The organism is Phaeobacter sp. JH20_37 (assembly GCF_048056015.1).
In the GTDB taxonomy this organism is placed as follows: Bacteria; Pseudomonadota; Alphaproteobacteria; order Rhodobacterales; family Rhodobacteraceae; genus Phaeobacter; species Phaeobacter bryozoorum.
The window spans coordinates 146,738-172,169 of sequence record NZ_JAYMWW010000006.1 but is presented as its reverse complement, the minus strand read 5'-3'; the positions used below and the strand labels follow the sequence as shown (position 1 = coordinate 172,169).

Below are 25,432 nucleotides of genomic sequence, written 5' to 3'. Positions count from 1 at the left end.
CCTGCGTCACAGCCCCAGAAAAATCAGCTGCGGTTCTCGCGGATCTCGGCGACCATGATTTCCATCTGATCGGCGGGCAGGTAGCCACGCAGCAGCTCATCGCCGAGGACAAAGGTCGGTGTGCCCGAAATCGCCAGCTGCTGGGCCAGCGCGCGGGTTTCCTGCAGCTGACGGGCAATCTCGGGATCTGACATCCGCGCGAGGATCGCATCGGCGTCCAGATCCAGCCCCTCTGCCAGACGGCGCAGCGTGCCTTCGTTCGGCTCGCCGCCGAGGGTGATCAGCGCGTCATGCACCATCTTGTAGGCTTCATCCCCGGCGACCATCTTGGTGGCGATCGCAAACCGCGAGGTCAGCACGGAAGCCTCGCCGAGGATCGGGAATTCCTTGATGATCAGGCGGATATTGCCATCGCCGGAGACCAGTTTTTCCACCTCTGGCGCGGCGCGGCGGCAGTAGCCGCAGCGGTAGTCCATGAATTCGACCAGCGTGATATCGCCCTCGGGGTTGCCGCCGACCCAGGAAAACCCGTCATCATGCAGCGCGGTCATATTCTCGGCCACCAGCGCATCGTCGCGGGCGGCCTCATCGGCGGCCTGCTGCTGTTCCAGCTTGTTGACAGCCTCCAGGATCACCTCCGGGTTCTCCAGCAGATAGGCACGCACCTCGGCGCCAAAGGCGGCGCGTTCCTCGGCGCTCATCTTGCCGAGGTCGAGCGCCGAAGCGGCAGGAGCGATCATCAGCCCAAGCGACAGGGCGGCCGCCGACAGAACAGGCAGCGCCGGGGCGGGAAGGCGGGCAATACGGGTCATCTCGATTTCCTTTTTTCGTGTTGTTCGGCGGCAATCAGCACATCTTGTGCACGTCGCCAGGCAGGGGATCCGGTGGGCAGCTGCGCGGTGGCCCGTTTGGCATGGAGACCCGCATCCTTCAGCCGACCCTGTAGCGCATAGCGCTCGGCGGTGGCCAGTGCTGCCATGCCGGACTGGCCAAGTTTCGCGTAGGCCTGCGCCATGTCCCGCAGCATGTTGGCGTTGCGGAAATCCTGCGCGCGGGAGGCCTCAAGGGATTTCAGCGCCGCTTTCGGCTGGCCCGCCGCCAGTTGCGCGCGTCCAAGGCTGGCGAGGATCAGCGGATCACGCCCCGCCTTCTGAACGGCCCGGCCATAGGCGGCAAGTGCCGGCTGCCAGCGGCGGTTCTCCATCAGGATCTGGCCTTTCAGCTCCTGAAAATAGGGATCGGAGGGGCGGATCGCGAGGGCGCCGTCGATGGCGCGCAGGGCCTTGTTCAGATCGTTGCGGCGGTGATGGGCGATGGCTTCGCGCATCAGGCGCACATCCTTGTAAGGCTCATCCCCGATCCGGCGCAGGGTCCATTTGGGTGACCGGGTAAAGGCTGACAGCTTGCCGCGCACCCGCGCAAACCAATAGATCGCGTTGGCATCGGGTTTGGCGCTGTCACCGTGGCTCGCCAGATAGGCCTCGGCGGCGCGGATCCGGTCGCGGCTGAGCGGATGCGAGCGCATATAGGGATCCTGATTGACCGGGCTCAGCAGCTCTTGCCCGGCAAAGATCTTGTGCACATCGACCAGTCCGCGCGGGCTGACACCGGCCCGTTGCAGGATGCCTGCGGCGGTGCGGTCGGCGGAGGCTTCCTCGGCGCGGGTATGAGCCAGAAAGCCGCGCAGCGCGGAGGATTGCGTGCCAAGCGCGATTCCGGCGGCGGCTTCCCCGGCGCCAGCGGCAGCCGCCAGCACCGCAAGAGCCGCGCCAAGCCCCGCTGCGGAGCGCGCAGAGCGCATGTTCTGCATCCGCCGGGACAGGTGGCCATTGGTGATATGCGCGGCCTCATGGGCAATCACGGCCTGCAGCATCTCGGGGCGGTCCACCTTCAGGATCAGCCCGTAATGTATGAAAATCGTTTGGGAATCGATGACGAAAGCATTGAAGGAGCCGTCATTGACCACCAGCACCCGCACCCGTTTGGCATTCAGCCCGGCGGCGCGCAGCACCGGGGCTGCCAGCTCATTCAGTCCGCGTTCGATATCAGGATCGCGCAGCAGCGAGATCGAGGCCGCCTGCGCCGCGGGGGCCAGTGACCCCGCGACGAAACACAGCGCGGCAAGGGCCAGAGCCGGGATTGACGCGAGGCGGGAGAAGCGGTCAAAGGTCATGGCCGCACCATGGGAGATCAACATGCGAAACTCAAGCCGGTCCAACGTGGATCCCTTCATTGTGATGGATGTGATGGACGCCGCACGCCGGGCCGAGGAAGCTGGACGCCATATCATTCATATGGAGGTGGGCCAGCCCTCAACCGGGGCGCCGGATGCCGCGCGCAGGGCGCTGGCGGAGGCGCTGGATCGCGACAGCCTCGGCTATACGGTGGCGCTGGGTCTGCCGGCGCTGCGCAAGCGGATCGCGCAGCTATATGGCGACTGGTACAATGTTGATCTGAATCCGGAGCGGGTGGTGATCACGCCGGGCTCTTCGGGGGCGTTCCTGCTGAGCTTTACCGCGCTTTTTGACAGTGGCGACCGGGTCGGCATCGGTGCGCCGGGCTATCCCTCCTACCGTCAGATTCTGCATGCGCTGGGGCTGACGCCTGTTGATATCGAAACCTCGCTTGATCACCGCCTGCAACCGGTGCCGCAGGATCTGGCGGGGCTGGATCTGGCGGGTCTGATGGTGGCCTCACCGGCCAACCCGACCGGCACCATGCTGGACCGGGATGCGATGGCGGCGCTGATTGATGCGGCCCAGGGGCAGGGGGCGGCCTTTATCTCGGATGAGATTTATCACGGCATCGAATATGACGCGAAAGCGGTCACCGCACTTGAGGTGACGGATGAGTGCTATGTGATCAATTCCTTTTCCAAGTATTTCTCCATGACTGGCTGGCGCGTGGGCTGGATGGTGGTGCCGGAAGACCACGTACGGGTGGTCGAGCGCATCGCGCAGAACATGTTCATCTGCGCGCCTCATGCCAGTCAGGTTGCCGCGCTTGCGGCGATGGACTGCGGTGCGGAGCTGGAGGAGAATCTGGCGGTCTATGCGCGCAACCGGGCGCTGATGCTGGAGGGGTTGCCAAAGGCCGGGTTTGACCGGATCGCGCCACCGGACGGGGCGTTCTACGTCTATGCGGATGTTTCCGAGCTGACCAATGACAGCCGCGCCTTTGCCAAGGAAATCCTGGATCAGGCCGGGGTGGCGGTGACGCCGGGGCTGGATTTCGATCCCAAGCGCGGCGCGACCACCCTGCGGTTCTCCTATGCGCGGTCGACGGCGGATATCGAAGAGGGGCTGGCGCGGCTCAAGAGCTTTATGGAGCAGCGTCGGGTCTGAGAGCGCGTCGCGAAAGGGCAGGCCGTGCGGGGCAAGCGGATGAGGCTGGCAATCAGGCCTCGCGATGGCTTAGTCTTTGGCCAAAAGCCGTGCCGCCACCAGCCGCGCGGCCATCCTGTGTCCTTATGGCCGGGCAATACAAAAAAACGGGCGGAGCAACAGCCATGAGCAGACCTATTAAAGCCCTCGCAGCCCTGCTGCCGGCCCTGGTGATTGCGATGACGCCGCCGGTTGTCGCTGAGGAAACAGCTGCTGCCAGCAGTCAGATCAGCGGGCAGGGCTTCAGCGGTCTGGCGCGGATCCTGCCGCAGGACAGCCGCGCCACCGATCGCCGCTCGGGGGTGGATGTGACATTGGCGTTGAGCCAGGGGGTGCCGTATCGGCTGTTCACGCTGGATGGCCCGCCGCGCGTGGTGCTGGATTTTCAGGAGGTCGACTGGAGCGGCCTCGGCGCCGAGGCGCTGGTGACAGAGGACGGCATACGGACGGCGCAGTTTGGCACCTATGTGCCGGGCTGGTCGCGGCTGGTGCTGGAGTTGACGCGCCCAATGCAGGTCGAGACGGCGGCGATGGAGGTTGATCCGGTGACAGCGGCTGCGGGGCTGACCGTTGCCCTGCGCGAAACGAGCGCGGAGCAATTTGCCAAAACCACCGGCGCTCCGCGGGATGCCCGCTGGGATCTGCCCGCACCAACGCCAATGATCGCACCCGAGGACAAGGATTCGCTGGCGCCGCTCTTGGTGGTGATTGATCCGGGTCATGGCGGCATTGATCCGGGGGCGGAGGCCTTTGTTCAGGGCGGTCTGGTGCAGGAGAAGGATCTGATGCTGCAATTCGCCATCGAACTGGGCGAGATGCTGGTGCGGTCGGGCCAGTTCAATGTGCAGCTGACGCGCGACGACGATTACTTCGTCTCGCTTGAGCGGCGGATCGCGCTGGCGCATCAGGCCAAGGCGGATCTGTTCCTGTCGCTTCATGCCGACAGCCTGTCCGAAGGGCGCGCTCATGGCACCACGGTCTACACGCTGTCGAAAGACGCTTCTGATGCGGCCTCGGCGACGCTGGTGGAACGTCATGAACGCGGTGATCTGCTCGCGGGGACCGATCTGAGTCAGGTCGATGACCGGGTGACCGATGTGCTGCTGGATCTGGCGCGGGTGGAGACACATCCGCGCAGTCAGGCGCTGGCCCGGGCGCTGGTCAAGGGGCTCAAGACCCAAGGTGGGGCAATGAACCGCCGACCGCTGCGCGAGGCGGGCTTTTCTGTGCTAAAATCGGCCGACATCCCCTCGGCGCTGGTGGAAATCGGTTTCCTGTCCAGCCCGCGCGATCTGGCCAATCTGATGGACCCGGAGTGGCGCGAACGCACGGCGCGGGGCATCCTGAATGGGCTTTTGTCCTGGCGCATTGCCGATGATGAGACCCGCCCGCTGGTGCGTCAGTAGCTGCCGCTCGCCGGGATCGCCGGTCAGGCGGAACGGATCTGGCCCAGCGGCGTTTGATATCCGGGGACGGCCAGCACCGCTTTCCCCCTTTTTTCTCCGGGTCAGCGGCATCAATATGCCGTTTCCCGTTTTGACCCCACGCGCCGCTGCACCTATATAGGCGGCACTGCGCGAGAAAGGCTCTACAGTGGTCAGATATATTCTATCGTTCTTTGGTTCCATCTTCAGCACCATCACGCTGGGCATCGCGATGATCGCGCTGACCATTGGTGCGGTGTTCTGGATCTATGGCCGGGACCTGCCCAGCCATGAATCGCTGGCGCAGTATCAGCCGCCGACGATCAGCCGGATCTACTCCGGCGAGGGGCAGCTGATTGACGAATTTGCCCAGGAACGCCGCCTTTTCACGCCTTCCGAGGAAATTCCCGATCTGGTCAAACAGGCTTTCATCTCGGCCGAGGACAAGAATTTCTACAGCCACAAGGGCTATGACATGCGCGGCATCGCCGCGGCGGCGGTCGAGGCGGTGCGGTCGCGCGGGTCGAACGTGCGCGGCGCCTCCACCATCACCCAGCAGGTGATGAAGAACTTCCTGCTCTCCGGGGACCGCAAGGCGGAGCGGAAGGTGAAGGAGCTGATCCTGGCTTCCCGTCTGGAAGATACCTTGAGCAAGGAAGACATTCTCGAACTTTACATGAACGAGATCTTTCTGGGGCAGAACTCCTATGGCGTGGCCGCAGCCGCCCAGACCTATTTCAACAAGACACTGAGCGAACTGGCCCCGCATGAGGCCGCGACTCTGGCCGCCATGCCAAAGGCGCCGTCGGATTATCACCCGGTCCGCCAAAAGGACCGCCTGCTGACCCGCCGCAACTACGTGCTACGCGAGATGCGCGAAAACGGCTATATCTCTGATGCGGTTTACAAGGTCGAGGTCGATTTGCCGCTGCGCTCGGTGCAGAATGGCGATTTTGAGAGCTTCCGCACCGCGCTGCCGCCGCGCGACTATTTTACCGATGAAATCCGTCGTCAGCTTTCGGAGGATTTTGGCGAGGGCGAATTCTTCACCGGCGGCTTTACGGTGCGGGCGACGATCGACGAGGAGATGCAGGCCGAGGCCGCTGTTGCGCTGCGTGCGGGTCTTCAGGACTATGACCGGTCGCGTGGCACCTGGCGGGGCACTGGCGTGACGCTGGACGCCGATCTGTTGGCATCCGAAGACAGCTGGCGCGCGGCGCTCAGCGCTGCTGCCGTGCCGCGTGATATCGAACTGGGCGGCAAATGGCATCCGGCGGTTGTGCTGGAGGTCGGTGACCAGAGCATCAGCGTAGGCGTCGAGGAGGTGGCCGAAATCGGCTCGGTTCCGCGCTCTGACATCAAATGGATGAAGGGCAGCTTCAAGGACAATCTCGCCACCGGGGATGTGGTGCTGGTCCGCGCGGTCGAAAAGGACGGCGCACTGCAACATTGGTCGCTGCGTCAGGTGCCGGAAGTGCAGGGCGGCTTTGTCGCGATGGATGTGAACACGGGCCGGGTTCTGGCCATGCAGGGCGGGTTCTCCTACCAGCATTCGGTGTTCAACCGCGCGACCCAGGCGCAGCGCCAGCCGGGCTCCAGCTTCAAACCCTTTGTCTATGCGGCAGCTTTGGACAGCGGCTATAGCCCTGCGACCATCGTTGTGGACGCCCCGATCGAGATCAACACCCCGCAGGGGCTGTGGCGCCCCAAGAACTCCACCAACAAGTTCTACGGCCCGACACCGCTACGGACCGGAATCGAGATGAGCCGGAACCTGATGACCATCCGACTGGCCCAGGAGGTCGGCATGGAGGTGGTTGCAGGCTATGCGGAGCGTTTTGGGGTCTATGACAATATGGGGGCTTTCCTTGCCAACTCGCTGGGGGCCGAGGAAACTACACTCTACAAGATGGTGGCGGCCTATGCGATGTTTGCCAATGGCGGCGAACGGGTGCAGCCGACACTTGTGGACCGCATTCAGGACCGCCGGGGCGAGACCATCTATCGCCATGATGACCGTGACTGCGTGGACTGCGCCTCGCCTGCGCTGGCACCGGGGCAGGCGCCCCGGATCGTGGACAACCGCGAGCAGGTGATGGATCCGATCACCGCCTATCAGCTCACCTCGATGATGCGGGGCGTTGTGGAGCGTGGAACCGCCTCCAGCGTGATCAACCTGCCGGTGCCGACCGCAGGCAAAACCGGCACCACCAATGACTCGCGCGATGTGTGGTTTGTCGGTTTTACCTCCAATATCGTGGCGGGCTGTTACATGGGTTATGACCAGCCGCGTCCGATGGGCCGCGGCGCCTATGGTGGCACCATGTGTGGTCCGGTGTTCCAGCAGTTCATGCAGAAAGCGACGGCCAAATATGGCGGTGGTAAGTTCGCGGTGCCGGAGGGCGGCCATTTCATCAAGATCGACCGCTACACTGGTGCGCGCCTTGCCGATGCGGCTTCGGGGGCCAATGTGGTAGCGGAGTATTTCCGCGATGGTGAGGAGCCGATCTTTGGTCTGGCATTTGACGGTGGTTTTGCGATGGGGTCGAACCTGCCGCTGTTTGAGGAAGCCGCGCAATCAGCGCGCCGGGTGACCACATCGGATGGTGGCACGGCGGTTCTGGGACCGAAGGCGAGTTTTGGCACCATCAGTTCCGGCGGGCTTTACTGACGCCGACTGTTTAGCGCGAACCTATCTGTTGGGCGGGGCGTGGAAATCATGACCCCGCCCCGTTTTATGCTGTGCGGTGACGTGGTGCGCCAATCGCGCTGCTGCCTGCTGCGTCGGCTTGCCCGCAGGGCGCGGGTGGTTTATCACGCAGGCCTGATACGTGATTTCAAGGGATTGCCATGCGCGCCGAAACTCAGAACATCGTGGCCGATATCGAAAAGTCGCTGGAGCTTTTGGCGCAGCGTCTGGATTGGGAAACCGCAGAGTTCCGCCTGGAAGAGTTCAACGCCCGCGTTGAGGATCCCAACCTGTGGGACGACGCCGAGGCGGCGCAGGCCCTGATGCGCGACCGGCAGATGCTGGTTGATGCAATCGACACCTATAAATCCATCAAGCAGGATCTCAGCGACAATATGGAGCTGATCGAGCTGGGCGAGATGGAAGAGGACGATGAGGTCATAGCCGATGCCGAGGCCGCGCTGAAGGCGCTGAAGGAAAAGGCCGCCGAAAAGGAGCTGGAGGCGCTGCTGGATGGCGAGGCCGACAGCAATGACACCTTCCTTGAGATCAACGCAGGCGCTGGCGGCACCGAGAGCTGCGACTGGGCGTCGATGCTGGCACGGATGTATGTCCGCTGGGCAGAGAAAAAGGGTTACAAGGTTGAACTGCAGTCCGAAAGCGCGGGCGAAGAGGCGGGGATCAAATCCGCCGCCTACAAGATTTCGGGCCATAACGCCTATGGCTGGTTGAAGTCGGAAAGCGGCGTGCACCGTCTGGTGCGGATTTCCCCCTATGATTCCGCAGCCAAGCGCCACACCTCGTTCAGCTCGGTCTGGGTCTACCCTGTGGTGGACGACAATATCGAGATCGAGGTGAACCCGTCGGATATTCGGGTGGATACCTATCGCTCCTCCGGTGCCGGTGGCCAGCACGTCAACACCACCGATTCTGCGGTGCGCATCACCCACGTGCCCACCGGCATCGTGGTCACTTCCTCCGAGAAGTCGCAGCACCAGAACCGTGACATCGCCATGAAAGCGCTGAAGTCGCGGCTCTATCAGCTGGAGCTGGACCGCCGGAACGCCGATATCAACGCCGCCCATGAGGCCAAGGGCGATGCCGGCTGGGGTAACCAGATCCGTTCTTACGTGTTGCAGCCCTACCAGATGGTGAAGGATCTGCGCACGCAGCACGAGACCTCCGACACCAAAGGTGTGCTGGACGGCGATCTGGACGGGTTCATGGCGGCAACGCTGGCGTTGAACGTCGCCGGAAAGAGCCGCTCGGAAGCGCAGGGCGAGTGATTTCGACGCGGCATCCTGCCGCTTTGCGATAGCAGCACCCCCGGTTGAGAATTTGCAGACCCGTTTGCCTCGGCAAGCGGGTTTTCTTTGTGTTTTGCTGCGGCTAGGCTGACATCATCTGCCAGCCAGGAGCCCCCGGAGATGACCCAGATCCAGACCAGCGCCCGCGAGATCCTGCGCGATCTTTCGACCGGGCGTCGTCGCGCAGAGGCGCTGATGGAGGAGACGCTGGACCGCATCGAGGCGATCAACCCGAGCGTCAATGCAATTGTGGCCCTGCGGGCGCGAGACGTGCTGCTTGCCGAGGCGGCCGCTGCCGATCGGGCAGAGACGCGGGGGCCGCTGAATGGGCTGCCGATGGCGGTCAAGGATCTGGCAAATGTGGCTGGTGTTCCTTCGACGCAGGGTTCGCCATTGCTCGCAGATTTCGTGCCGCAGACGGACGATCTGATGGTGGCGCGGTTGCGGGCGGCGGGGGCTGTGATCATCGGCAAGACCAACACCCCGGAATTCGGCCTTGGGTCGCATACCTATAACCCGGTCTACGGGGCGACGGCCAACCCCTATGACCGCAGCCGCAGCTGCGGCGGTTCCTCCGGCGGCGCGGCGGTGGCATTGGCGACCGGGATGGTGGCACTGGCGGACGGGTCCGACATGATGGGATCTCTGCGCAACCCTGCCGGCTGGTGTAATGTCTACGGTTTCCGTCCCAGCTGGGGGCGGGTTCCGAATGAGCCACGCGGCGATCTGTTCCTGCATCCGCTGTCCACCAATGGGCCGATGGCCCGCAGCCCCGAGGATCTGGCGCTGCTGCTGGATGTTCTCTCCGGTCCCGATCCGCGTCAGCCGTTCTCGACCGGGTTTGCGGCGGCGGATGGTGTCGCCCCCCTGCCTGCCGCGCGACCGATGCGCATTGGCTGGCTTGCGGATTGGGGCGGTGCCTATCCGATGGAGGCGGGCATATTGGAGACCTGCGAGGCCGCGCTGGAGGTGCTGCGCGGCTTGGGGCATCAGGTCGAGCCGATTGCACCGCCTTTTGCGGCGGAGCGGATCTGGCAGAGCTGGAGCACGCTGCGCTCCTTTTCCGTGGCCTCTGGTCTCAGGGTGTTTTCCGGGCAGCGGCAACAGCTGAAAGCCAGCGCCCAATGGGAGTTGGAACGGGGCATGGCGCTGAGCGGGCAGGAGGTTCAGGCAGCATCTGATTTGCGGTCGGACTGGCAGCGCGTCGCGGCGCGTCTGTTTTCGCAGTATGACGCGCTGGTGTTGCCGACCGCGCAATGCTGGCCCTTTGATATCACGCTTGAGCACCCGCAGGCGGTCAACGGCACCGCGATGGACAGTTACCACCGCTGGATGGAGGTGGTGACACCGGTCAGCCTGCTGGGCCTGCCCTGTCTGGCGGCTCCGGCGGGGTTTGGAGCTGGTCAGCTGCCGATGGGCCTGCAGATCTTTTCCGCCCATGGCCGCGACCGTGACCTGCTGGCGCTGGGGCAGCAGTATCATCTTGCGACCCGCTGGCCAGAGCGGCGCCCGCCCGAGCTGCCGTGCTCGGACACGCCCCTGTAAGGAGCTCCTCATATGGATGAAAAAGCCTTTGGCGTGCCGCAGTTGCAGCCGATGACCCTGTCGACCCTGGGGCAGGCGTTGCGGCGCGGATGGGCTGATTTTCGGGCCAAACCGGGCTATGGGCTGTTCTTTGCCGGGGTCTATGTGCTGGCGGGCTGGATCATGGCCTGGATTACCGTTGCGACCGGCACAACCTTCTGGCTGGTTCTGGCGGCCATCGGCTTTCCGTTGGTCGGCCCTTTTGCTGCGGTCGGCCTATATGAGGTCTCGCACCGGCTGGAACAGGGGCGGGCGCTGGGTTTTGGCGCGATCCTGAGCGTTGTGCTGCAACAGAGCCGCCGTCAGCTGCCGTCGATCTGCGCCATCATCATCATTGTCTTCCTGTTCTGGTTCTTCCTTGGTCATATGATCTTTGCGCTGTTTCTGGGCCATTCGACGATGACCAATATCTCCAGCTCGCCCGAGGTTTTCCTGACGGCAAACGGGATAACCATGCTGCTGGTCGGCAGCCTGGTCGGGGCGGTATTTGCGCTGCTGCTTTACATGATCACAGTGATTTCCCTGCCGCTGCTGCTGGATCGTGAGGTGGATTTTGTCACCGCGATGATCACCAGTTTTTCCTATGTGCAGGCCAATTTTCTGGTGATGCTTGTCTGGGCCGCAGGCATTGCCATAGCCACATTCTTGGCCATGGTGCCGGGGTTTCTGGGGCTGTTTCTGGTGCTGCCATTGCTCGGCCATGCCAGCTGGCATATCTATCGGCTGATCGCGACCGCGGCCTGAGCGGCAGCTAGCGAAACCGGGTTCCCACGCCGAGCAACCGCTGCTGAAACGGGCTCAGCTCATGCTGTTCTATGAACCCGGCCCGGCGCGCGGCGCCGAGGATGGCGGCGGGATCCTGGCCGAGATGTTCATAGACCATGCGGGTTACCCGGTCCGACGTATCGCTTTCGCGGCTGGTGCGCGCAACATAGCCTGCCCAGATGTTGGCCTGCATTGACGGCACATTGGCAAGATAGTTGAAGGAGGAGGTCCGCCCGCCACGCCGCGACAGCAGAAAGGCTACCCCATCATCATGGGCCGAGGCGTAGCCACGGAACTCTCGTGATTGCGGATCCGACGGCAGGCCCTGGTAGCGCATGGCGGATTTCGCTTCATAACCGCGTAGGTAGGTGATGCCTTCGGTGCGAAAGACCAGCGCCAACCCCAGGATATAGCGATCCGTGCGTACAAAGCTGCGGCGTACGAACTGATAGAGGCCGGAGGGAAAGAATGCCTCGGTCACATTGGCAACGCCGGGGCCAAGAAAATCGCCGAGGAACGGCCCCTGAAGGATCTGCCCTTTGCAGGAGAGCTGATCGACGGGATCCAGCAGAATCCGCGCATCAACGTCAAAGAAATTGCAGATCCGGTCCAGCACGTCAGGGCGGGGGAAGCTCTCGCCGGTCAGGTAGCGGTTGAACTGGGTGCGATTGATCCCGAGGCGTCGAGACAGATCCGAAATTGAGCGGTAGCCCTTGGCGAGCTGACGCAGGTTGGCACCGAACATATTGCGCAGTTCCGCCGGCGAACGATCGGCCTGGTTCAAGATTGGCTCCCTCTGTGTCGTGGACCGGGTGTTACACCAGATCTTGTGGTTTCCCTAGGGACTCCCTAATACCCTTGTAGATAATACATGAGGATCTGACGCTATCCAGCATCAATTTTGCGCAAACCGGACACAAATTGACACAGATCTTGTTACAGGTTTTTGGTGTTCCTTTGCCATGATTTATCCCAGAATAGCTCGGGACCAATGTGAGGTATGATATGATTGGCGTCGTTCTTTGGACGGACTACGATCTGCGGCAGGCGGTGATCTGGAGCGAAGATCACGGTGATCTGGTATATTATCGCTGGACCTCGCTCGATGAACCCGTAGGGCTGCGCAAGGGTGACTGCGTCGCTTTTCGGGTTGAGACCAAGGGCGCGTTGCGGTTCGCCAGCGATCTGGATGTCATCGAAGAAAGCCAGAGTCCGGAACTGGCGGCGAAGCTTGGCGATGCCGAGCATGAAGCCAGCCAATCGCTGCCCAACAGCCGCTCGGAGGCGACGGTGATGACCTGGGAGGACGCGCGCCACGATCCCTTGTTTGTGGATCCCTCGGTCTACCCGGAGCATAACGCCCATGAGGTAAAAGCGCCTGTTCGTGGTGCCGGTGATAGCCAGCCGTCCAGCGCGACCATTTTGTCCTTCCCTGACAAACAGGCCCGCGACGCCCGCGCGCAGGCGAAACGGCGCAGCGCTGATCGAAAGCTGATCCGTAGCTGATCTACAGAGCGGATCCGCCGCAGGAGCGTGATCGGATCAGTTTGTATGGGACACGAAAAAGGGCTGCGCGATGGCGCAGCCCTTTTGTCATCCTGTCGGAATGGTCAATTGCCGCGCAGCAGGGCAGCTACGCCGGTGCGGGCGATCTTGGTCAGGCCCAGCGGGCGCATCATCTCGGCAAAGGCGTCGATCTTGTCGGGTGCGCCGGTCAGTTCAAAAATGAAGCTGTTGAGCGTGGTGTCGACAACCTTGGCGCGGAAAATATCCGCCAGCCGCATGGCTTCCACGCGCTTGTCGCCTTCGCCGACCACTTTCACAATGGCGAGTTCCCGCTCGACAAAGGGGCCTGCGACGGTGAGGTCGGTGACTTCATGTACCGAAACGATCCGGCCCAGCTGCGCCTTGATCTGCTCGATCACCTGCGGCGTGCCGGTGGTGACGATGGTGATGCGCGACAGATGGCCGGTGTGATCGACCTCGGCCACGGTGAGGCTGTCGATGTTGTAACCCCGACCCGAGAACAGGCCGATCACACGGGCCAGAACACCGGGTTCGTTTTCCACCAGAATGGTGATGGTGTGGCGTTCCTGAACATCCGAAAAATTCGGGCGCAGGTTATAGGCAGAATGGCTGGTGGAGCCTTTTTTGATGTGTAGGGCAGACATTTACGTCCCTTTCCTAGAAATCGGGGCAGGGCGATAGCGCCCCGCTGTATCTGTTCCTGAACCGGGTTAAACCAGCACCGCGCCGCCGGATTGGATGACGCCTTGGGTCTCGGCATCGCCCAGCAGCATTTCGTTATGCGCCTTGCCCGAGGGGATCATCGGGAAGCAGTTTTCGTGCTTCTCCACCAGACAGTCAAAGATCACCGGCCCGTCATAGTCGAGCATTTCCATGATCGCATCATCCAGATCCTTTGGATCCTTGCAGATGATGCCCTTGGCGCCAAAGGCCTCGGCGAGCTTGACGAAATCGGGCAGGGCTTCGGACCAGGAATGGCTGTAGCGTTCGCCGTGCAGCAGCTCCTGCCACTGGCGCACCATGCCCAGACGTTCATTGTTGAGGATGAACTGTTTCACCGGCAGGCGGTACTGCACGGCGGTGCCCATCTCCTGCATGTTCATCAGCCAGGAGGCCTCACCGGCGACGTTGATCACCAGCGCATCGGGGTGCGCGACCTGCACGCCGATCGAGGCCGGTGTGCCATAGCCCATGGTGCCCAGACCACCGGAGGTCATCCAGCGGTTGGGATCCTCAAAGCCGAGGTACTGTGCGGCCCACATCTGGTGCTGCCCCACTTCGGTGGTGATGTAGCGGTTGCGGTCCTTGGTCAGGGCTTCCAGACGCTCCAGCGCGTATTGCGGTTTGATGGAGGTCTCCGAGGCGGTGTAGGACAGACAGCGAATATTGCGCCATTCGGTGATCTGCTCCTGCCATTTTGCGATGGCAGCGCTGTTCACCTTGCGGCCGCGGCTCTTCCAGACTTTCAGAACGTCTTCCAGCACGTGGCCGATGTCGCCGACGATCGGAATATCGACGCGGATCACCTTGTTGATCGAAGAGGGGTCGATGTCGATATGCGCCTTGGTCGATTTCGGGCTGAAGGCATCCAGACGACCGGTGATGCGGTCATCAAAGCGGGCGCCGATATTGATCATCAGGTCGCAGCCGTGCATGGCCATATTGGCCTCGTAAAGACCGTGCATCCCCAGCATCCCGAGCCAGTTCTTGCCCGAGGCCGGATAGGCCCCAAGCCCCATCAGCGTGGAGGTCACCGGAATGCCTGTGGCCTCGGCCAGCTCGCGCAGCAGCTGGCTGGCGCCGGGGCCGGAGTTGATCACGCCACCGCCGGTGTAGAATACCGGGCGTTTTGCGGTTTCCATCGCCGCCACCAGCTCGGTGATGGCCTCCAGATCGCCCTTCACCGGCGGCTGGTAATGCGACGCGGCGGGTTTCGGCCCCTGATAGGTGCCGGTGGCAAACTGCACATCCTTCGGGATGTCGATCAGTACCGGACCGGGGCGGCCGGCAGTGGCGACATGAAAGGCCTCATGCAGGGTGCTGGCCAGCTTTTCGGTGTCTTTCACCAGCCAGTTGTGTTTGGTGCAGGGGCGGGTGATGCCCACGGTGTCGGCTTCCTGAAAGGCATCGGAGCCAATCATGAAGGTTGGAACCTGACCGGTGAGAACAACCAGCGGAATGGAATCCAGCAGCGCGTCGGTCAGGCCGGTCACCGCATTGGTGGCGCCGGGACCGGAGGTCACCAGAACAACACCGGGCTTGCCGGTTGAGCGGGCATAGCCTTCGGCGGCGTGAACCGCGCCCTGTTCATGGCGCACAAGAATGTGCCGGATATCATTCTGCAAAAAGATCTCGTCATAGATCGGCAGAACGGCACCGCCGGGGTAGCCAAAGACCGTGTCCACCCCCTGATCCTTCAGGGCCTGAACAACCATTTTTGCGCCGGTCATCTCACGTTTCATCTGCTTTAGCTCCAATTGGCGGCATCGTCCGTTTCGCATAAAAAAAGCCCCCGATTTCTGGTCGGAGGCGCATGGGTTCGATTATGGTCTACCGTTACCGGCCCATGCGCGTGGTTCCTACGACTACGACTAGGATATTCATCGTGTTGGCTCCTTTAGCGTTGCAGCGGACCTTAGGACCGGTGGCCGGGGGCGTCAACAGGGAAATGAACCGAAAATACCCCAGTTTCGGACATTTTGTTGCGTCGGTGGGGTTCCTGGCGACATTTTCGCCTTTCGCACGGCTGAAAATCGGGCCATTTCGGCCCTAAAGTCGAAAATCTCCCTGAACCAAAGGCCAAGGTCAGATCACGCGCGACGGCGTTTTGCCAAATTGCGAGGCGCTTCGGACCTAGTTTGCGGGAGTTTCTGCTGCATTGCGGCGCAATTTTAGCTCTGCCACCAGGCGGCGGGGTGGGCGGGTCAGAAACTGTGACCGGTGCCCTGCAGCACGCCATGTTCCAGCGCGTAGCGTGTGAGACCGGCGGTCGAGGAAATGCCAAGCTTGCGTTTGATGTTCTTGCGATGGGTTTCCACGGTGCGCACCGAGATATCCAGCGCCAGGGCAACGTCCTTGTTGGATTTGCCCTGTGCGAGTTCGAGCAGAATGGTCTGCTCACGTCCGGTCAGCGCCTCGCGGGCGGGGTCGTCCTTGGGCTTCAGCGAGCCTTCGGCGCCGGTGCAGAGATATGTCTCGCCACGCATCACCGTGTCGATGGCCTGGCGGATCTCCTCGGTTGGGACATCTTTCAGCACATAGCCCATGGCCCCATGCGCCAGCGCGCTGGAGATATATTCGGGGCTGTCGTGCATGGACAGGATCAGGATGCGGGTGGCAGGGGTCTGTTCGAGGATGATTTCCGTGGCGCTCAACCCGCCCAGTTTCGGCATATTGAGATCCATCAGGATCACATCGGGTTTCAGCGCGCGGGCCTCGGCCACCGCCTCTTCGCCGTTGCCGGGGATGCCGACAACCTCGATATCGTCATAGCTTTCAAGGATGGATTGAATGCCCTCGGCGACCATCGGGTGATCGTCAACGATCAGAACGCGAATGGTATTTGGCATGGTCTCCCCCCTCATTTGGCGTGGCGCGGTCTAGCCCGTCGCGTGCATCCACCGGTGCGGCGGCGACAGTCTGGCAAGAGCGCCGATTGGCTCAGGACACCCGCTTGGACGCCGGTTTGGAGGCATCACCCGGGGGCAGCAGATGGCTCAGCGGCAGCAGGACCTCGATCACGGTGCCGCTTTGCGTGCCCCGTGATGACAAAATCCTGAGGGTGCCGTCAAGCTGTTCGATTCGTTCCTGCATATTGCGCAGCCCGATGCCGGGCCCGCTGCGGTCCTGAACCGGGGGCAGGCCGCGGCCATTGTCGGTGATCCGCATAGTGGCACCGCGCGCGTGTCCGCGCAGATCCATGGTGACCTCCGTCGCCTCGGCGTGGCGTTCGATATTGGTGAGCGCTTCCTGCGCGATCCGGTAGAGCGCAATCTTGGCATCCCCGTCCAGACGGTTGCGGAACACGACAGTGCTGAAACGGGTCTCGATGCCGGTGCGTGCGGCGAAATCATCGGTCAGTGCCTTCAGCGCCGGGCCAAGGCCGAGATCATCCAGCACACCGGGGCGCAGGTCGCGGCTGATGCGGCGCACCTCGGTGATGGCGGTGCCCAGATGCGAGATCCCTTTGTTCAGCGGATCCTCGACCCGGTCAAAATCTCCCCGCGACAGGCGTCTGCGCGCGTTGTCCAGCGCGTAGCGCACCCCGACGAGGAGCTGACTGATCCCGTCGTGCAGCTCGCGCGCCACCCGGCCGCGCTCTTCCTCCTGGGCGTCGAAAACCCGCTGGGTCAGCTCTTTCAACTTGGCGTCCGCCAGACGACGCTCGCGGATGTTCAGCACCATGCCGGAGGCAAAGACCAGCCCCAGTGCAAACAGGGTGATGCCACCGATGTAGTAGAACGTACGGCGCACACGGGTCTCGACTTCGGCGCGCGAGGCTGCGACAGAGGCCAGCACATCGTCAATGAACACCCCGGTGCCGATGGCCCATTGCCAGTCCTGCAAGCCCAGCACATAGGCAACCATCTGCGCCTCTTCGCCGGTTGAGGGTTTCTCCCACATAAACGTGTGCCATCCGGCGCCCTGACGGGCCAAGCGGATGAATTCATCCACGACCGGTGTGCCGCGGCTATCGGTCAGCCCCTTCCAGTTGTTGTTGATGAACTCGGTCTGGCGCGGGCTAACCAGATTGGTGCCGTCGTAGTCATAGACAAAGAAAAACCCGTCGCGGTCATAGATCATTGCACTGAGAATCTGGGTGACCTTTTCCTTGGCCTCCTCGTCATCTGGCGCCGCCAGACCGTAGATGTGCGAAAACCCATTGCGGGCCTGGGTCACATAGTTGCGCAGCTCGGCCATCTTGGCCTGCAACAGCTGCTGTTCCAACGCTTTGATCTCGCGTTCGGCCAATGCGCGCGACTGCACGGAGACCAGCACGGCAATGGCGGCACCGGCCACGATCAGCGGCAGCGTCGCCAGCAGGGACAGCTTCTGGGCGTAGTTGGGTCGCAAGAATTGGGGGATCAGCTGCATGGTCGAATCGTTACGCAATCCGCCCGGAGAATCAAAGCCCCCACAGCTGCGCTCAGCGCGCGAATCTCGGGATCGGCCTTGGCGGTTGTCACAGGCTGCCCAGATTTTGGCCAAATAATTTGTCCAAAATGCGGTTTTCTACGCAGTAGTAGGTATTCACATGACGCAGCGTACAGCTAGGCTTGCGTCACTCGACAAGACCCGCCTCGGGCACAGACCCGGGGCAATCCAATTAAATGGGAGGAGAAACCTATGGATCGTCGTTCCTTTTTGAAGACATCCGCGCTGGGGGGCAGCGCCGCTGCAGCAACCACTCTGGCCGCACCGGCTTATGCGCAGGGCAAGCGTACCCTGACCATGGTCACCACCTGGGGCCGTGGCGCCGCGGGCGTTCATGACTCCGCACAGCGCGTCGCAGATTCGATCACCGCCATGTCCGATGGCGACCTGACCATCGACCTCAAAGCTTCCGGCGAACTGGTTGGTGCATTTGAGGTATTTGACGCGGTGACCGCCGGTCAGGCCGACATGTACCACGGTGCCGACTATTATTTCACCGGCCAGCACCCGGCCTATGCCTATTTCACTGCAGTACCTTTCGGCATGACGCCGCAGGAACTGGTGAACTGGTACTACCAGGGCGAAGGCATGGCCCTGCATGATGAGCTGGGCCAGATCTTCGGTCTGAAATCCTTCCTTGGCGGCAACACTGGCCCTCAGGCCGGCGGCTGGTTCAACAAGGAAATCAACAGCCCCGAAGATTTCAACGGTCTGAAGTTCCGTATGCCGGGTCTGGGCGGCAAGGCGCTCGGCAAACTGGGCGCATCGGTTCAGAACATTCCCGGCTCCGAAGTGTATCAGGCGCTGTCCTCCGGTGCGATCGACGGCACCGAGTGGATCGGCCCCTGGGCAGATGAGAAGATGGGCTTCCAGGAAATCACCAAGGTCTACTACACCTCCGGTTTCCATGAGCCGGGTGCGGCGCTGTCCGTGGCGACCAACCGTGACGTGTTCGACAGCCTGTCGCCCGCGCATCAGAAAATCATCGAAATCGCGGCGGCCGAAGGTCACCAGTGGAGCCTGTCGCAGTTCATGAACAACCACGGTGCGGCTCTTCAGCGTCTGCAGACCGGTGGCGTGAAGACCCTGGAATTCCCTGACAGCGTCTGGGATGCCTTTGGCTCCGCGACCAAGGAAACCCTGGACGAGTTCATGGGTGACGAGCTGTTCGCAAAAATCCGCAACAGCGTCGAAGCGTCGATGAAAGCCTCTTCGGGCTGGATTACCAAATCTGAAGGTGCCTATCGCACCCAGCGCGACCGCGTTCTCGGCTAACCGCCCCAAGAGTGGGTTCAATCGGATCCTCCGCATCGGCGGGGGATCCTTTCGCAATAGCAGCCGACACGGATGGCTCGCGCCATTAGTGTCCATCGGGTCCCAGGATCCGTGCGGCCTGATTATTATCCCTATGATGACGATCCAGACCGCCCACGCTGCACGCATTTATTCGAGGGAAAAATGCAGGACGAAAGTGGCGTTTCCTTTTTCGGGACCTTACTGGACGGCCTGATCTGGCTGGTACAGAACATCGCGGGCGCCTTTTACAACTTCGGCTATGCCGTCGCCAACCCGCAGCTCTGGCTCGACTGGTCGGACAAGGCTTCCATCATGCGGTTCGTCTACTATGGCGGGTCGGTTGAGTTCTTCTTTGTTGTCTTCACCGCGTTTCTGGTGCTGACGGCGGTCGGCATGTATCGCCGCTCCATCATGTGGGGGGTCGTGCGCGGACTGGAGGGCTTTGCCAACACGCTGGGTCGGCTGTTTGCCTGGGCAGGTCTTCTGATGGTGCTGCAACAGATCATCATCGTCTTCATGCAGCGGGTGTTTGCGCGCCCGGACATGAGCTTTGGCCTGGGTATCGCGCTGGAAAAAGACATCAGCTGGTTCGCAGAAGAACTGAAGCTTTACAATGCCTTGGTGGTCTGCCTTTGTGTCACATACACCTTTGTGCAGGGCGGCCACGTGCGGGTCGATCTGATCTACTCCGGCATCAGCTTCCGGGCCAAGCGGGTGGTGGACATGCTGGGATCGCTGATCTTCATGATGCCCGCCGCCGTGCTGACCTGGATGTATGGCTGGTACTTCCTGTGGCGTCACCTGATCGTGCCGAAGCCCTCGGCCTCGGACACGCTGGAGCGTCTGGTGATGAAATCCCGCGCGCTGCGCTGGAACATCGAGACCATCGGCTTCAGCCCCAATGGGTTCAACGGATACTTCCTGTTCAAGATCCTTCTGGTGACATTCGCCGGTATCGTCTTCCTGCATGCCATCGCGTTTTTCTACCGCTCGTATCTTGAGTTTGTGGAAGGCCCCGGCAGCGAGAACAAACACCTCGACAAGGACAGCCTTGGTGAAGGTGAAGAAGCCTATGAAGGCGCGCATTAAATAAGGGACAGCCCCCATGCTATTCGGACTTGATGGCGTTGAAATCGGCCTGATCATTGTCTTCTTCTGCCTTTTCGGAGGCATTCTCTCCGGCTTTCCAGTGGCCTTTGCCATTGGCGGAGCCGGCATCATCTCCTTCGGGATCATTGCGGCGCTCGACAGTGCCGGGATCCTGGTTCACCAGGCCATCGACACCTCGTCGCAGGTCTATCGCGACCTGGTGGGCTCCGGCGTCAAGCCGGATGTCATATCGGTGTTCAGATATCCTGAACTGCCACGGGTCGCCGAGGCGGTATTCCCGCAGGGTTGGGAAGTTGCGATGGACCGCAACATCTCCTTTGTCGTGAACCGTATGAACGAACGGGTTCTGGCCGGTGCCTCGATCGAGACCCTGCTGGCAGTGCTGATGTTCGTCCTGATGGGCATCACGCTGGAACGGTCGAAGATCGCCAACGACCTGCTGACCACCATGGCGCGCGTCTTTGGTCCGCTGCCCGGCGGTCTGGCAGTTTCCATCGTGGTTGTAGGCGCTTTCCTTGCGGCCTCCACCGGGATCGTCGGCGCAACCGTGGTGACCATGGGCCTGCTGGCGCTGCCCACCATGCTGCGCAACAACTATTCGCCGGAACTGGCGACCGGTGTGATCGCCGCCTCGGGCACGCTGGGGCAGATCATTCCGCCCTCCATCGTGATCGTTCTTCTGGGCACGCTTGCGGGGGATCTCTATTCCACCGCACAGGAAACCCGTGCGCAGGAATTCGGCTGCTCCGATGCGCTGACCTATCTGGGTGAGCCAGCGGTTGTTTCGGTCGGGACGCTGTTCCAGGCCGCGCTGCTGCCGGGTATCCTGCTGGCGCTTCTTTATGCGCTCTATGCCTTTGGCTATGCGCTGCTGAATCCGGAAAAAGCTCCGGCAGTTGTGCTTGAGGGCGGTACTGGCGAGCCGATCACCCGTGGCGAAGGCCTCACCTGGTTCCTCGGTGTGCCGGTGGCGCTGATTGCCGGTGCGTTGCTGCTGGGCCAGGTGAACCTGATCGGTAGCCAGAACATCACGGTTTCGACCTTCTCCGATGCGGGGCAGACGGCATCGCTGCGCACCAATGTGGGTGCGGACTGTCAGGCGGCAATGATTGACCTGCATGGCCAGGAGGCCTGGGATGCCGCCGTCGCCGAGCAGAAGAGCATCGACGACGCAGGCGGCGTTGCCCAGGCAACCAAGCTGACCGAGGACGAGATGGCCGCAGCCCGTGTCGCCAAGATCGAAGCCGCGGCTCCGATTGGCACCGGTCTGACCGTGCTGATGGTGCTGATGGGGCTGACGCTGGCGGTTGGTCGCGGGGTTTCGCCCTCGCGGGATCCCAAGCCCTTGATCCTGGGGGCGATTGGCGTGCTGCTGATTGCGCTGGTCGATATCGTGGCAATTTCACCGACCACGACGCCCGGGGTCACCGTGCTGCTGATCGCGCTGCCAAGCCTCCTGGCGCTCTATGGGTGCAAGGTCGCGGCGGTGCGCAGTTCACAGAACGATCTGATCCGCGTGGTGTTCCCGCCGCTGATCCTGATCATTGCGGTGCTGGGGTCCATTCTGGGCGGCATCACCAACCCGACGCCCGCTGCGGCGCTGGGGGCTGGTGGCGCCATCATGCTGGCGGCCTACCGCAAGCTGCAGGACCAGGGGAAATCCGGCTGGATCATCATCTGGGCAACCCTTGCAGTGGCGATCTGTATCCTGGTTGGTGTCAACTTCGATCTGCGGATCAATGGGCAGGATGGGGTTTCGGCAGAGACCATCATCGCCTTTGGTGTGGCCTATGGCGCCTATCTCTTTGCGCTCTTCGGGCTGCTCTACGGTTGCTGGGTGCTGTTCAAGGGCGGGGTGCTGACACCGGTGGTACGCGAAACGGCCAAGGTCACGTCGATGGTCTTCACCATCCTGATCGGCTCGCAGCTGCTCAATCTGGTGGTGATCTCCTTTGGCGGGGAACACTATATCCAGCAGTTCCTCAAGAGCTTTGACAGCGAGCTGAAGGTCTTCCTGATCGTGATGGTGGTGCTGTTCATCCTTGGCTTCGTGCTCGACTTCCTGGAGATCATCTACATCGTGATCCCGATTGTCGGGCCGGTGATCTACGGCGGCTCCTTCGATCCGAAGTGGGTGACCATCATGGTTGCGGTGAACCTGCAGACGTCGTTCCTGACGCCGCCGTTTGGATTTGCGCTGTTCTATCTGCGCGGGGTGGCACCGAAGGAGGTGACCACAGGCCATATCTATCGCGGGATCCTGCCATTTGTGCTGATCCAGGTGGTGGGTCTGGGGATCCTGTGGATGTTCCCCTCCATCGTGACCATCGTGCCGGCGCTGATGCCAAACTGATTGCAATCAGCCAAAGACGACAAAGGGCCCCGCTTGCGGGGCCCTTTTTTCATGTCGGCACCGGGGCGAAAGCAGAAACAGGGGCGCTGCCCCTCTGCGCCATGCGGCGCATTCACCCCGGGATATTTGACGCCAGAAGATTGGCCATGCAGCCGTTTGCCGATGGCAGCTGAAGGGGCGGTGCCGAATGGGACCGGCGCCGTGCGGTTCAGGTGAGCTGGAGCAGATCCCAGCGGTTGCCGAACGGGTCGCGCCAGACCGCAACCCATCCGTAGGGTTCATGGCGGGGTGCTTCGTCGAAGGTGACGCCCGCGGCCAGCATGGCGGCATGGTCTCGGGCGAAGTCATTGGTGTGCAGGAACAATCCGACGCGGCCGCCAAATTGATTGCCGATGATGGTCTTTTGAGCACCACTGTCGGCCCGGGCCAGGATCAGGCTGCCCTCACGGGCGCCCGGCGGCAGGATCCGGACCCAGCGCTTGCGCCCCTGATCGACATCTTCGGCCAGCTGCCATCCGAGGGTGCCGCAGTAAAACGCGATCGCGCTGTCGTAGTCCGGGACAATCAGCGTCACGGCATGAAGAGATTGCATTGGGTTACCTGCTGTGGCTGCGCGATTCCGGCAGGTGAATATTAGCGACCTGTTCCGCAATCGGATCGGTCGACAGCGGATGCGCCGTGTCATCAAAGGCGTCGGGATCGGTCATCGGCTGCCAGGCGCCGCGATGATAGACTTCAAGCCCGGTGAACTTCGCCTTGTAGCCCATCTTGGCGCTGCCTGGCACCCAATAGCCCAGGTAGACATAGGGCAGCCCGGCCTCGCGCGCGATGTCGATGTGATCCAGGATCATGAAGGTGCCGAGCGAGTTTTGCGGCAGATCGGGCCGATAGAAGGAATAGACCATGCTCAGCCCATCCTCCAGCACATCGGTCAGCGACACCGCCGTCAGCGCGTTGCTGTCGCGGTCGATATATTCGACGACGCGGCTGCGAATGGGCGTCTCCTCGATCATGGCGGCATATTCGAAGACATCCATATCGGCCATGCCGCCATCGGCGTGCCGGCTGTCGAGGTAGTTGCGGAACAGCGCATATTGATCTTCGGTCGCCCAGGGAGAGGTCGCGCGCCGATCCAGCCCGGCGTTGCGCTTCAACGTGCGTTTCTGCCCCCGGCTGGCGGTGAAGGCGGCGACATTGATCCGGGCAGACAGGCAGGCGGAACAATCGGAGCAGGATGGCCGGTACAGAACATTCTGCGAGCGGCGGAATCCCTGCTGCGACAGGCTGTTGTTGAGCTGTTCGACACCATCGCCCTGCAGGGCGGTGAACAGTTTGCGCTCCATCCGATCTGCCAGATAGGGGCAGGGCTGCGGCGCAGTCACGTAGAACTGTGGGGCAATCGGCAGAGTGTGGCGCATCAGGCGGTCAGGTGTCCGTTTGGGCTTGGCACAAATGGCCCCGAGTGTCGCGCGGGCGCCGAGCACTGATCACGGAGCCGCTGACAGATCGGGGCATTCTGGCCACAGGGTTATCTTGAATGATAGCAATGCCATCGCACTGCGCCAAGAGGCCAGTTGGGATTAAGGTTTACAGATTGCTCATCTTCGCCTTGAATCAGACGGCGGATCAGCGGCGCCGGTTCAGCATGACGGTCCCCATCACCGCATCCGTCAGCCCCTGACCGCGCGCGGACATCAGCATCATGAGGATGGAGATCACCTGCAGCAGCGGGAAGGCCATGGAGACTGTATATCCGGCGGTATGCAGCAATGCGCCCTGACCGTCGAGCTTGCGTCCCGACAGGTCGCGCAATTCGATGCCTGCGACGGTCATGCCCCAGGTCGCGGAACCAGAAGCGATGGCTGCGGCACGATAGATGAAACCGATCACCAGATAGAGCAGCGGCCAGATGAACAGCCCGGTAAAGGCGGTGAAAACCACGGCGATACTGGCAAGAACGGTGATCAACAGGCTGTCGATAAGCCAGGCAAACAGACGTTTGGCAGGGACCAGCTGATAGAAATCAGCCTGGTAGTCTGGATCGGGCAGGGCGGTCATCAAAGCTTCCTTATCGCGATAACGGGGTCGAAAGAACCGGGGCGGGGAACCGGGCTCATGGTTTGGCCGTCTGGCCAGGGTGGCGGCTGACACGCGGGCTGATCATCAGCTTCGGCGCCAGGCCGCTCCCGCCGGGATAGGCCCCGCCCAATGCGGGCGGAGCTGGCTCTGGTCAGTGACGCTTGCTGCGCGGGCTGTCCGCGTCATCCTCTGCATCATCGATTTCGATGGCCTCATCGTCGTTCTGCAGCGCGCGTTCGTGCATGAACTGATCGAATTCCGATTTGTCCTTTGCAGCCCGCAGACGTTGCAGGAAGGCTTCGAAATCATGCTGTTCCTGTTCCAGCCGGTGCAGCGTATCGGCCTTGTAGGCGTCAAAAGCGCTGTTGCCGGACGGGGTCATCGCGGACATGCCATGACGGGCCCAGGATTTACGGCGTGTGGTGCAGGATTTCGAGAACATGCGCTTGCTCCAGATCATGTAAAACAGCAGGGCGAGGCCAACCGGCCAGAAAAAGACGAAGCCGAGGACCATGGCGGCAATCCAGGCGCCTTTGCCTTTGCTGTCGAGCCAGGATTCACTGCGGGAAAACCAGCCCTGTTCGGACGGGTGCGGGGCGGTAGAGGTGTAACTCGTCATCGGGGTCTCCAGGTTAACGTTGCGAGGTTCGGCGTCCATGTAAATGCGCTTCACATTATGGAATATCGGACTGCCCCCGCACGGTTTCAAGCCTGCATGTAAACATTTTTCACATTTTCGCAGATCGAAACAATTAACCTGT

At 61.9% G+C, this 25,432-nt stretch carries 21 protein-coding genes; 10 read left to right on the top strand and 11 right to left on the bottom strand.

The genetic code is table 11. The annotated features are described in order from the left end of the window. Window positions 1–23 precede the first annotated feature (23 nt). Both VWZ87_RS02995 and VWZ87_RS02990 read right to left on the bottom strand, forming a co-directional pair. Window positions 24–812, bottom strand: a complete 789-nt coding sequence (locus VWZ87_RS02995) for a DsbA family protein (protein ID WP_416534240.1) — start codon at window positions 810–812, stop codon at window positions 24–26. Continuing rightward, window positions 809–2,197 (bottom strand): M48 family metalloprotease, encoded by a 1,389-nt coding sequence (locus VWZ87_RS02990; protein WP_416534239.1) that lies wholly within the window; start codon window positions 2,195–2,197, stop codon window positions 809–811. Before VWZ87_RS02990 ends, VWZ87_RS02995 begins: the two co-directional genes overlap by 4 nt. On the opposite strand from VWZ87_RS02990, the gene VWZ87_RS02985 reads away from it, so the two are divergent. The 6 genes from VWZ87_RS02985 to VWZ87_RS02960 all read left to right on the top strand — a co-directional run bounded on the left by VWZ87_RS02985 (window position 2,196) and on the right by VWZ87_RS02960 (window position 11,131). After that, entirely contained in the window at window positions 2,196–3,344 is a 1,149-nt protein-coding gene (locus VWZ87_RS02985) for a pyridoxal phosphate-dependent aminotransferase (protein WP_340545918.1), read from the top strand. The two genes, VWZ87_RS02990 and VWZ87_RS02985, sit on opposite strands and share 2 nt — an antisense overlap. A 164-nt stretch (window positions 3,345–3,508) precedes the next feature. After that, a complete protein-coding gene (locus VWZ87_RS02980) occupies window positions 3,509–4,789 on the top strand; it encodes an N-acetylmuramoyl-L-alanine amidase (protein WP_416534238.1) in 1,281 nt (426 codons plus the stop codon). A gap of 187 nt (window positions 4,790–4,976) precedes the next feature. Next, on the top strand, window positions 4,977–7,478 hold the full coding sequence (locus VWZ87_RS02975; protein ID WP_416534237.1) for a penicillin-binding protein 1A: 2,502 nt from the start codon (window positions 4,977–4,979) through the stop codon (window positions 7,476–7,478). 179 nt (window positions 7,479–7,657) lie between these two features. Then, window positions 7,658–8,782: a peptide chain release factor 2 gene (prfB, locus tag VWZ87_RS02970; protein WP_340545916.1), complete on the top strand. Its 1,125-nt coding sequence runs from the start codon at window positions 7,658–7,660 to the stop codon at window positions 8,780–8,782. Window positions 8,783–8,923: 141 nt separating this feature from the next. Next, a complete protein-coding gene (locus tag VWZ87_RS02965; RefSeq protein ID WP_416534235.1) occupies window positions 8,924–10,348 on the top strand; it encodes an amidase in 1,425 nt (474 codons plus the stop codon). Window positions 10,349–10,360: 12 nt separating this feature from the next. Beyond that, entirely contained in the window at window positions 10,361–11,131 is a 771-nt protein-coding gene (locus VWZ87_RS02960) for a DUF2189 domain-containing protein (protein ID WP_340545914.1), read from the top strand. 7 nt (window positions 11,132–11,138) lie between these two features. Here VWZ87_RS02960 and VWZ87_RS02955 read toward each other — a convergent pair whose 3' ends face one another. Then, a complete protein-coding gene (locus VWZ87_RS02955; RefSeq protein WP_340546329.1) occupies window positions 11,139–11,897 on the bottom strand; it encodes a helix-turn-helix domain-containing protein in 759 nt (252 codons plus the stop codon). Window positions 11,898–12,157: 260 nt separating this feature from the next. Here VWZ87_RS02955 and VWZ87_RS02950 point away from each other — a divergent pair, with 260 nt between their 5' ends. Further along, window positions 12,158–12,658, top strand: coding sequence for a hypothetical protein (locus VWZ87_RS02950; protein ID WP_416534234.1), 501 nt, complete (start codon window positions 12,158–12,160; stop codon window positions 12,656–12,658). A 104-nt stretch (window positions 12,659–12,762) separates the two neighbouring features. Here the strand turns inward: VWZ87_RS02950 and ilvN are convergent, their stop codons facing one another. The 4 genes from ilvN to VWZ87_RS02930 all read right to left on the bottom strand — a co-directional run bounded on the left by ilvN (window position 12,763) and on the right by VWZ87_RS02930 (window position 17,773). Beyond that, entirely contained in the window at window positions 12,763–13,323 is a 561-nt protein-coding gene (gene ilvN / locus VWZ87_RS02945; protein ID WP_340545912.1) for an acetolactate synthase small subunit, read from the bottom strand. Between the two features lie 66 nt (window positions 13,324–13,389). Beyond that, on the bottom strand, window positions 13,390–15,141 hold the full coding sequence (locus VWZ87_RS02940) for an acetolactate synthase 3 large subunit (RefSeq protein WP_340545911.1): 1,752 nt from the start codon (window positions 15,139–15,141) through the stop codon (window positions 13,390–13,392). A gap of 462 nt (window positions 15,142–15,603) precedes the next feature. Then, complete coding sequence (locus VWZ87_RS02935; RefSeq protein ID WP_416534233.1) at window positions 15,604–16,248, bottom strand: response regulator transcription factor; 645 nt, start codon at window positions 16,246–16,248, stop codon at window positions 15,604–15,606. A gap of 91 nt (window positions 16,249–16,339) precedes the next feature. Continuing rightward, on the bottom strand, window positions 16,340–17,773 hold the full coding sequence (locus VWZ87_RS02930; protein ID WP_340545909.1) for a cache domain-containing protein: 1,434 nt from the start codon (window positions 17,771–17,773) through the stop codon (window positions 16,340–16,342). Window positions 17,774–18,025: 252 nt separating this feature from the next. Between VWZ87_RS02930 and VWZ87_RS02925 the strand changes: the two genes are divergently transcribed. From VWZ87_RS02925 to VWZ87_RS02915, 3 genes are all read left to right on the top strand, one after another. Next, complete coding sequence (locus tag VWZ87_RS02925) at window positions 18,026–19,108, top strand: TRAP transporter substrate-binding protein (protein WP_340545908.1); 1,083 nt, start codon at window positions 18,026–18,028, stop codon at window positions 19,106–19,108. A gap of 183 nt (window positions 19,109–19,291) precedes the next feature. Continuing rightward, a complete protein-coding gene (locus VWZ87_RS02920) occupies window positions 19,292–20,218 on the top strand; it encodes a TRAP transporter small permease subunit (protein ID WP_416534232.1) in 927 nt (308 codons plus the stop codon). 16 nt (window positions 20,219–20,234) lie between these two features. Continuing rightward, complete coding sequence (locus VWZ87_RS02915) at window positions 20,235–22,592, top strand: TRAP transporter large permease (protein ID WP_416534231.1); 2,358 nt, start codon at window positions 20,235–20,237, stop codon at window positions 22,590–22,592. A 208-nt stretch (window positions 22,593–22,800) separates the two neighbouring features. On the opposite strand, the gene VWZ87_RS02910 is transcribed toward VWZ87_RS02915, so the two are convergent. The 4 genes from VWZ87_RS02910 to VWZ87_RS02895 all read right to left on the bottom strand — a co-directional run bounded on the left by VWZ87_RS02910 (window position 22,801) and on the right by VWZ87_RS02895 (window position 25,290). After that, window positions 22,801–23,184: a VOC family protein gene (locus tag VWZ87_RS02910; RefSeq protein ID WP_416534230.1), complete on the bottom strand. Its 384-nt coding sequence runs from the start codon at window positions 23,182–23,184 to the stop codon at window positions 22,801–22,803. Between the two features lie 4 nt (window positions 23,185–23,188). Next, window positions 23,189–24,010 (bottom strand): arginyltransferase, encoded by an 822-nt coding sequence (locus VWZ87_RS02905; RefSeq protein WP_340545904.1) that lies wholly within the window; start codon window positions 24,008–24,010, stop codon window positions 23,189–23,191. A 208-nt stretch (window positions 24,011–24,218) separates the two neighbouring features. After that, window positions 24,219–24,650, bottom strand: coding sequence for an RDD family protein (locus VWZ87_RS02900; RefSeq protein ID WP_416534229.1), 432 nt, complete (start codon window positions 24,648–24,650; stop codon window positions 24,219–24,221). Between the two features lie 172 nt (window positions 24,651–24,822). Next, entirely contained in the window at window positions 24,823–25,290 is a 468-nt protein-coding gene (locus VWZ87_RS02895) for a DUF2852 domain-containing protein (RefSeq protein WP_416534228.1), read from the bottom strand. Between the last annotated feature and the right edge of the window lie 142 nt (window positions 25,291–25,432).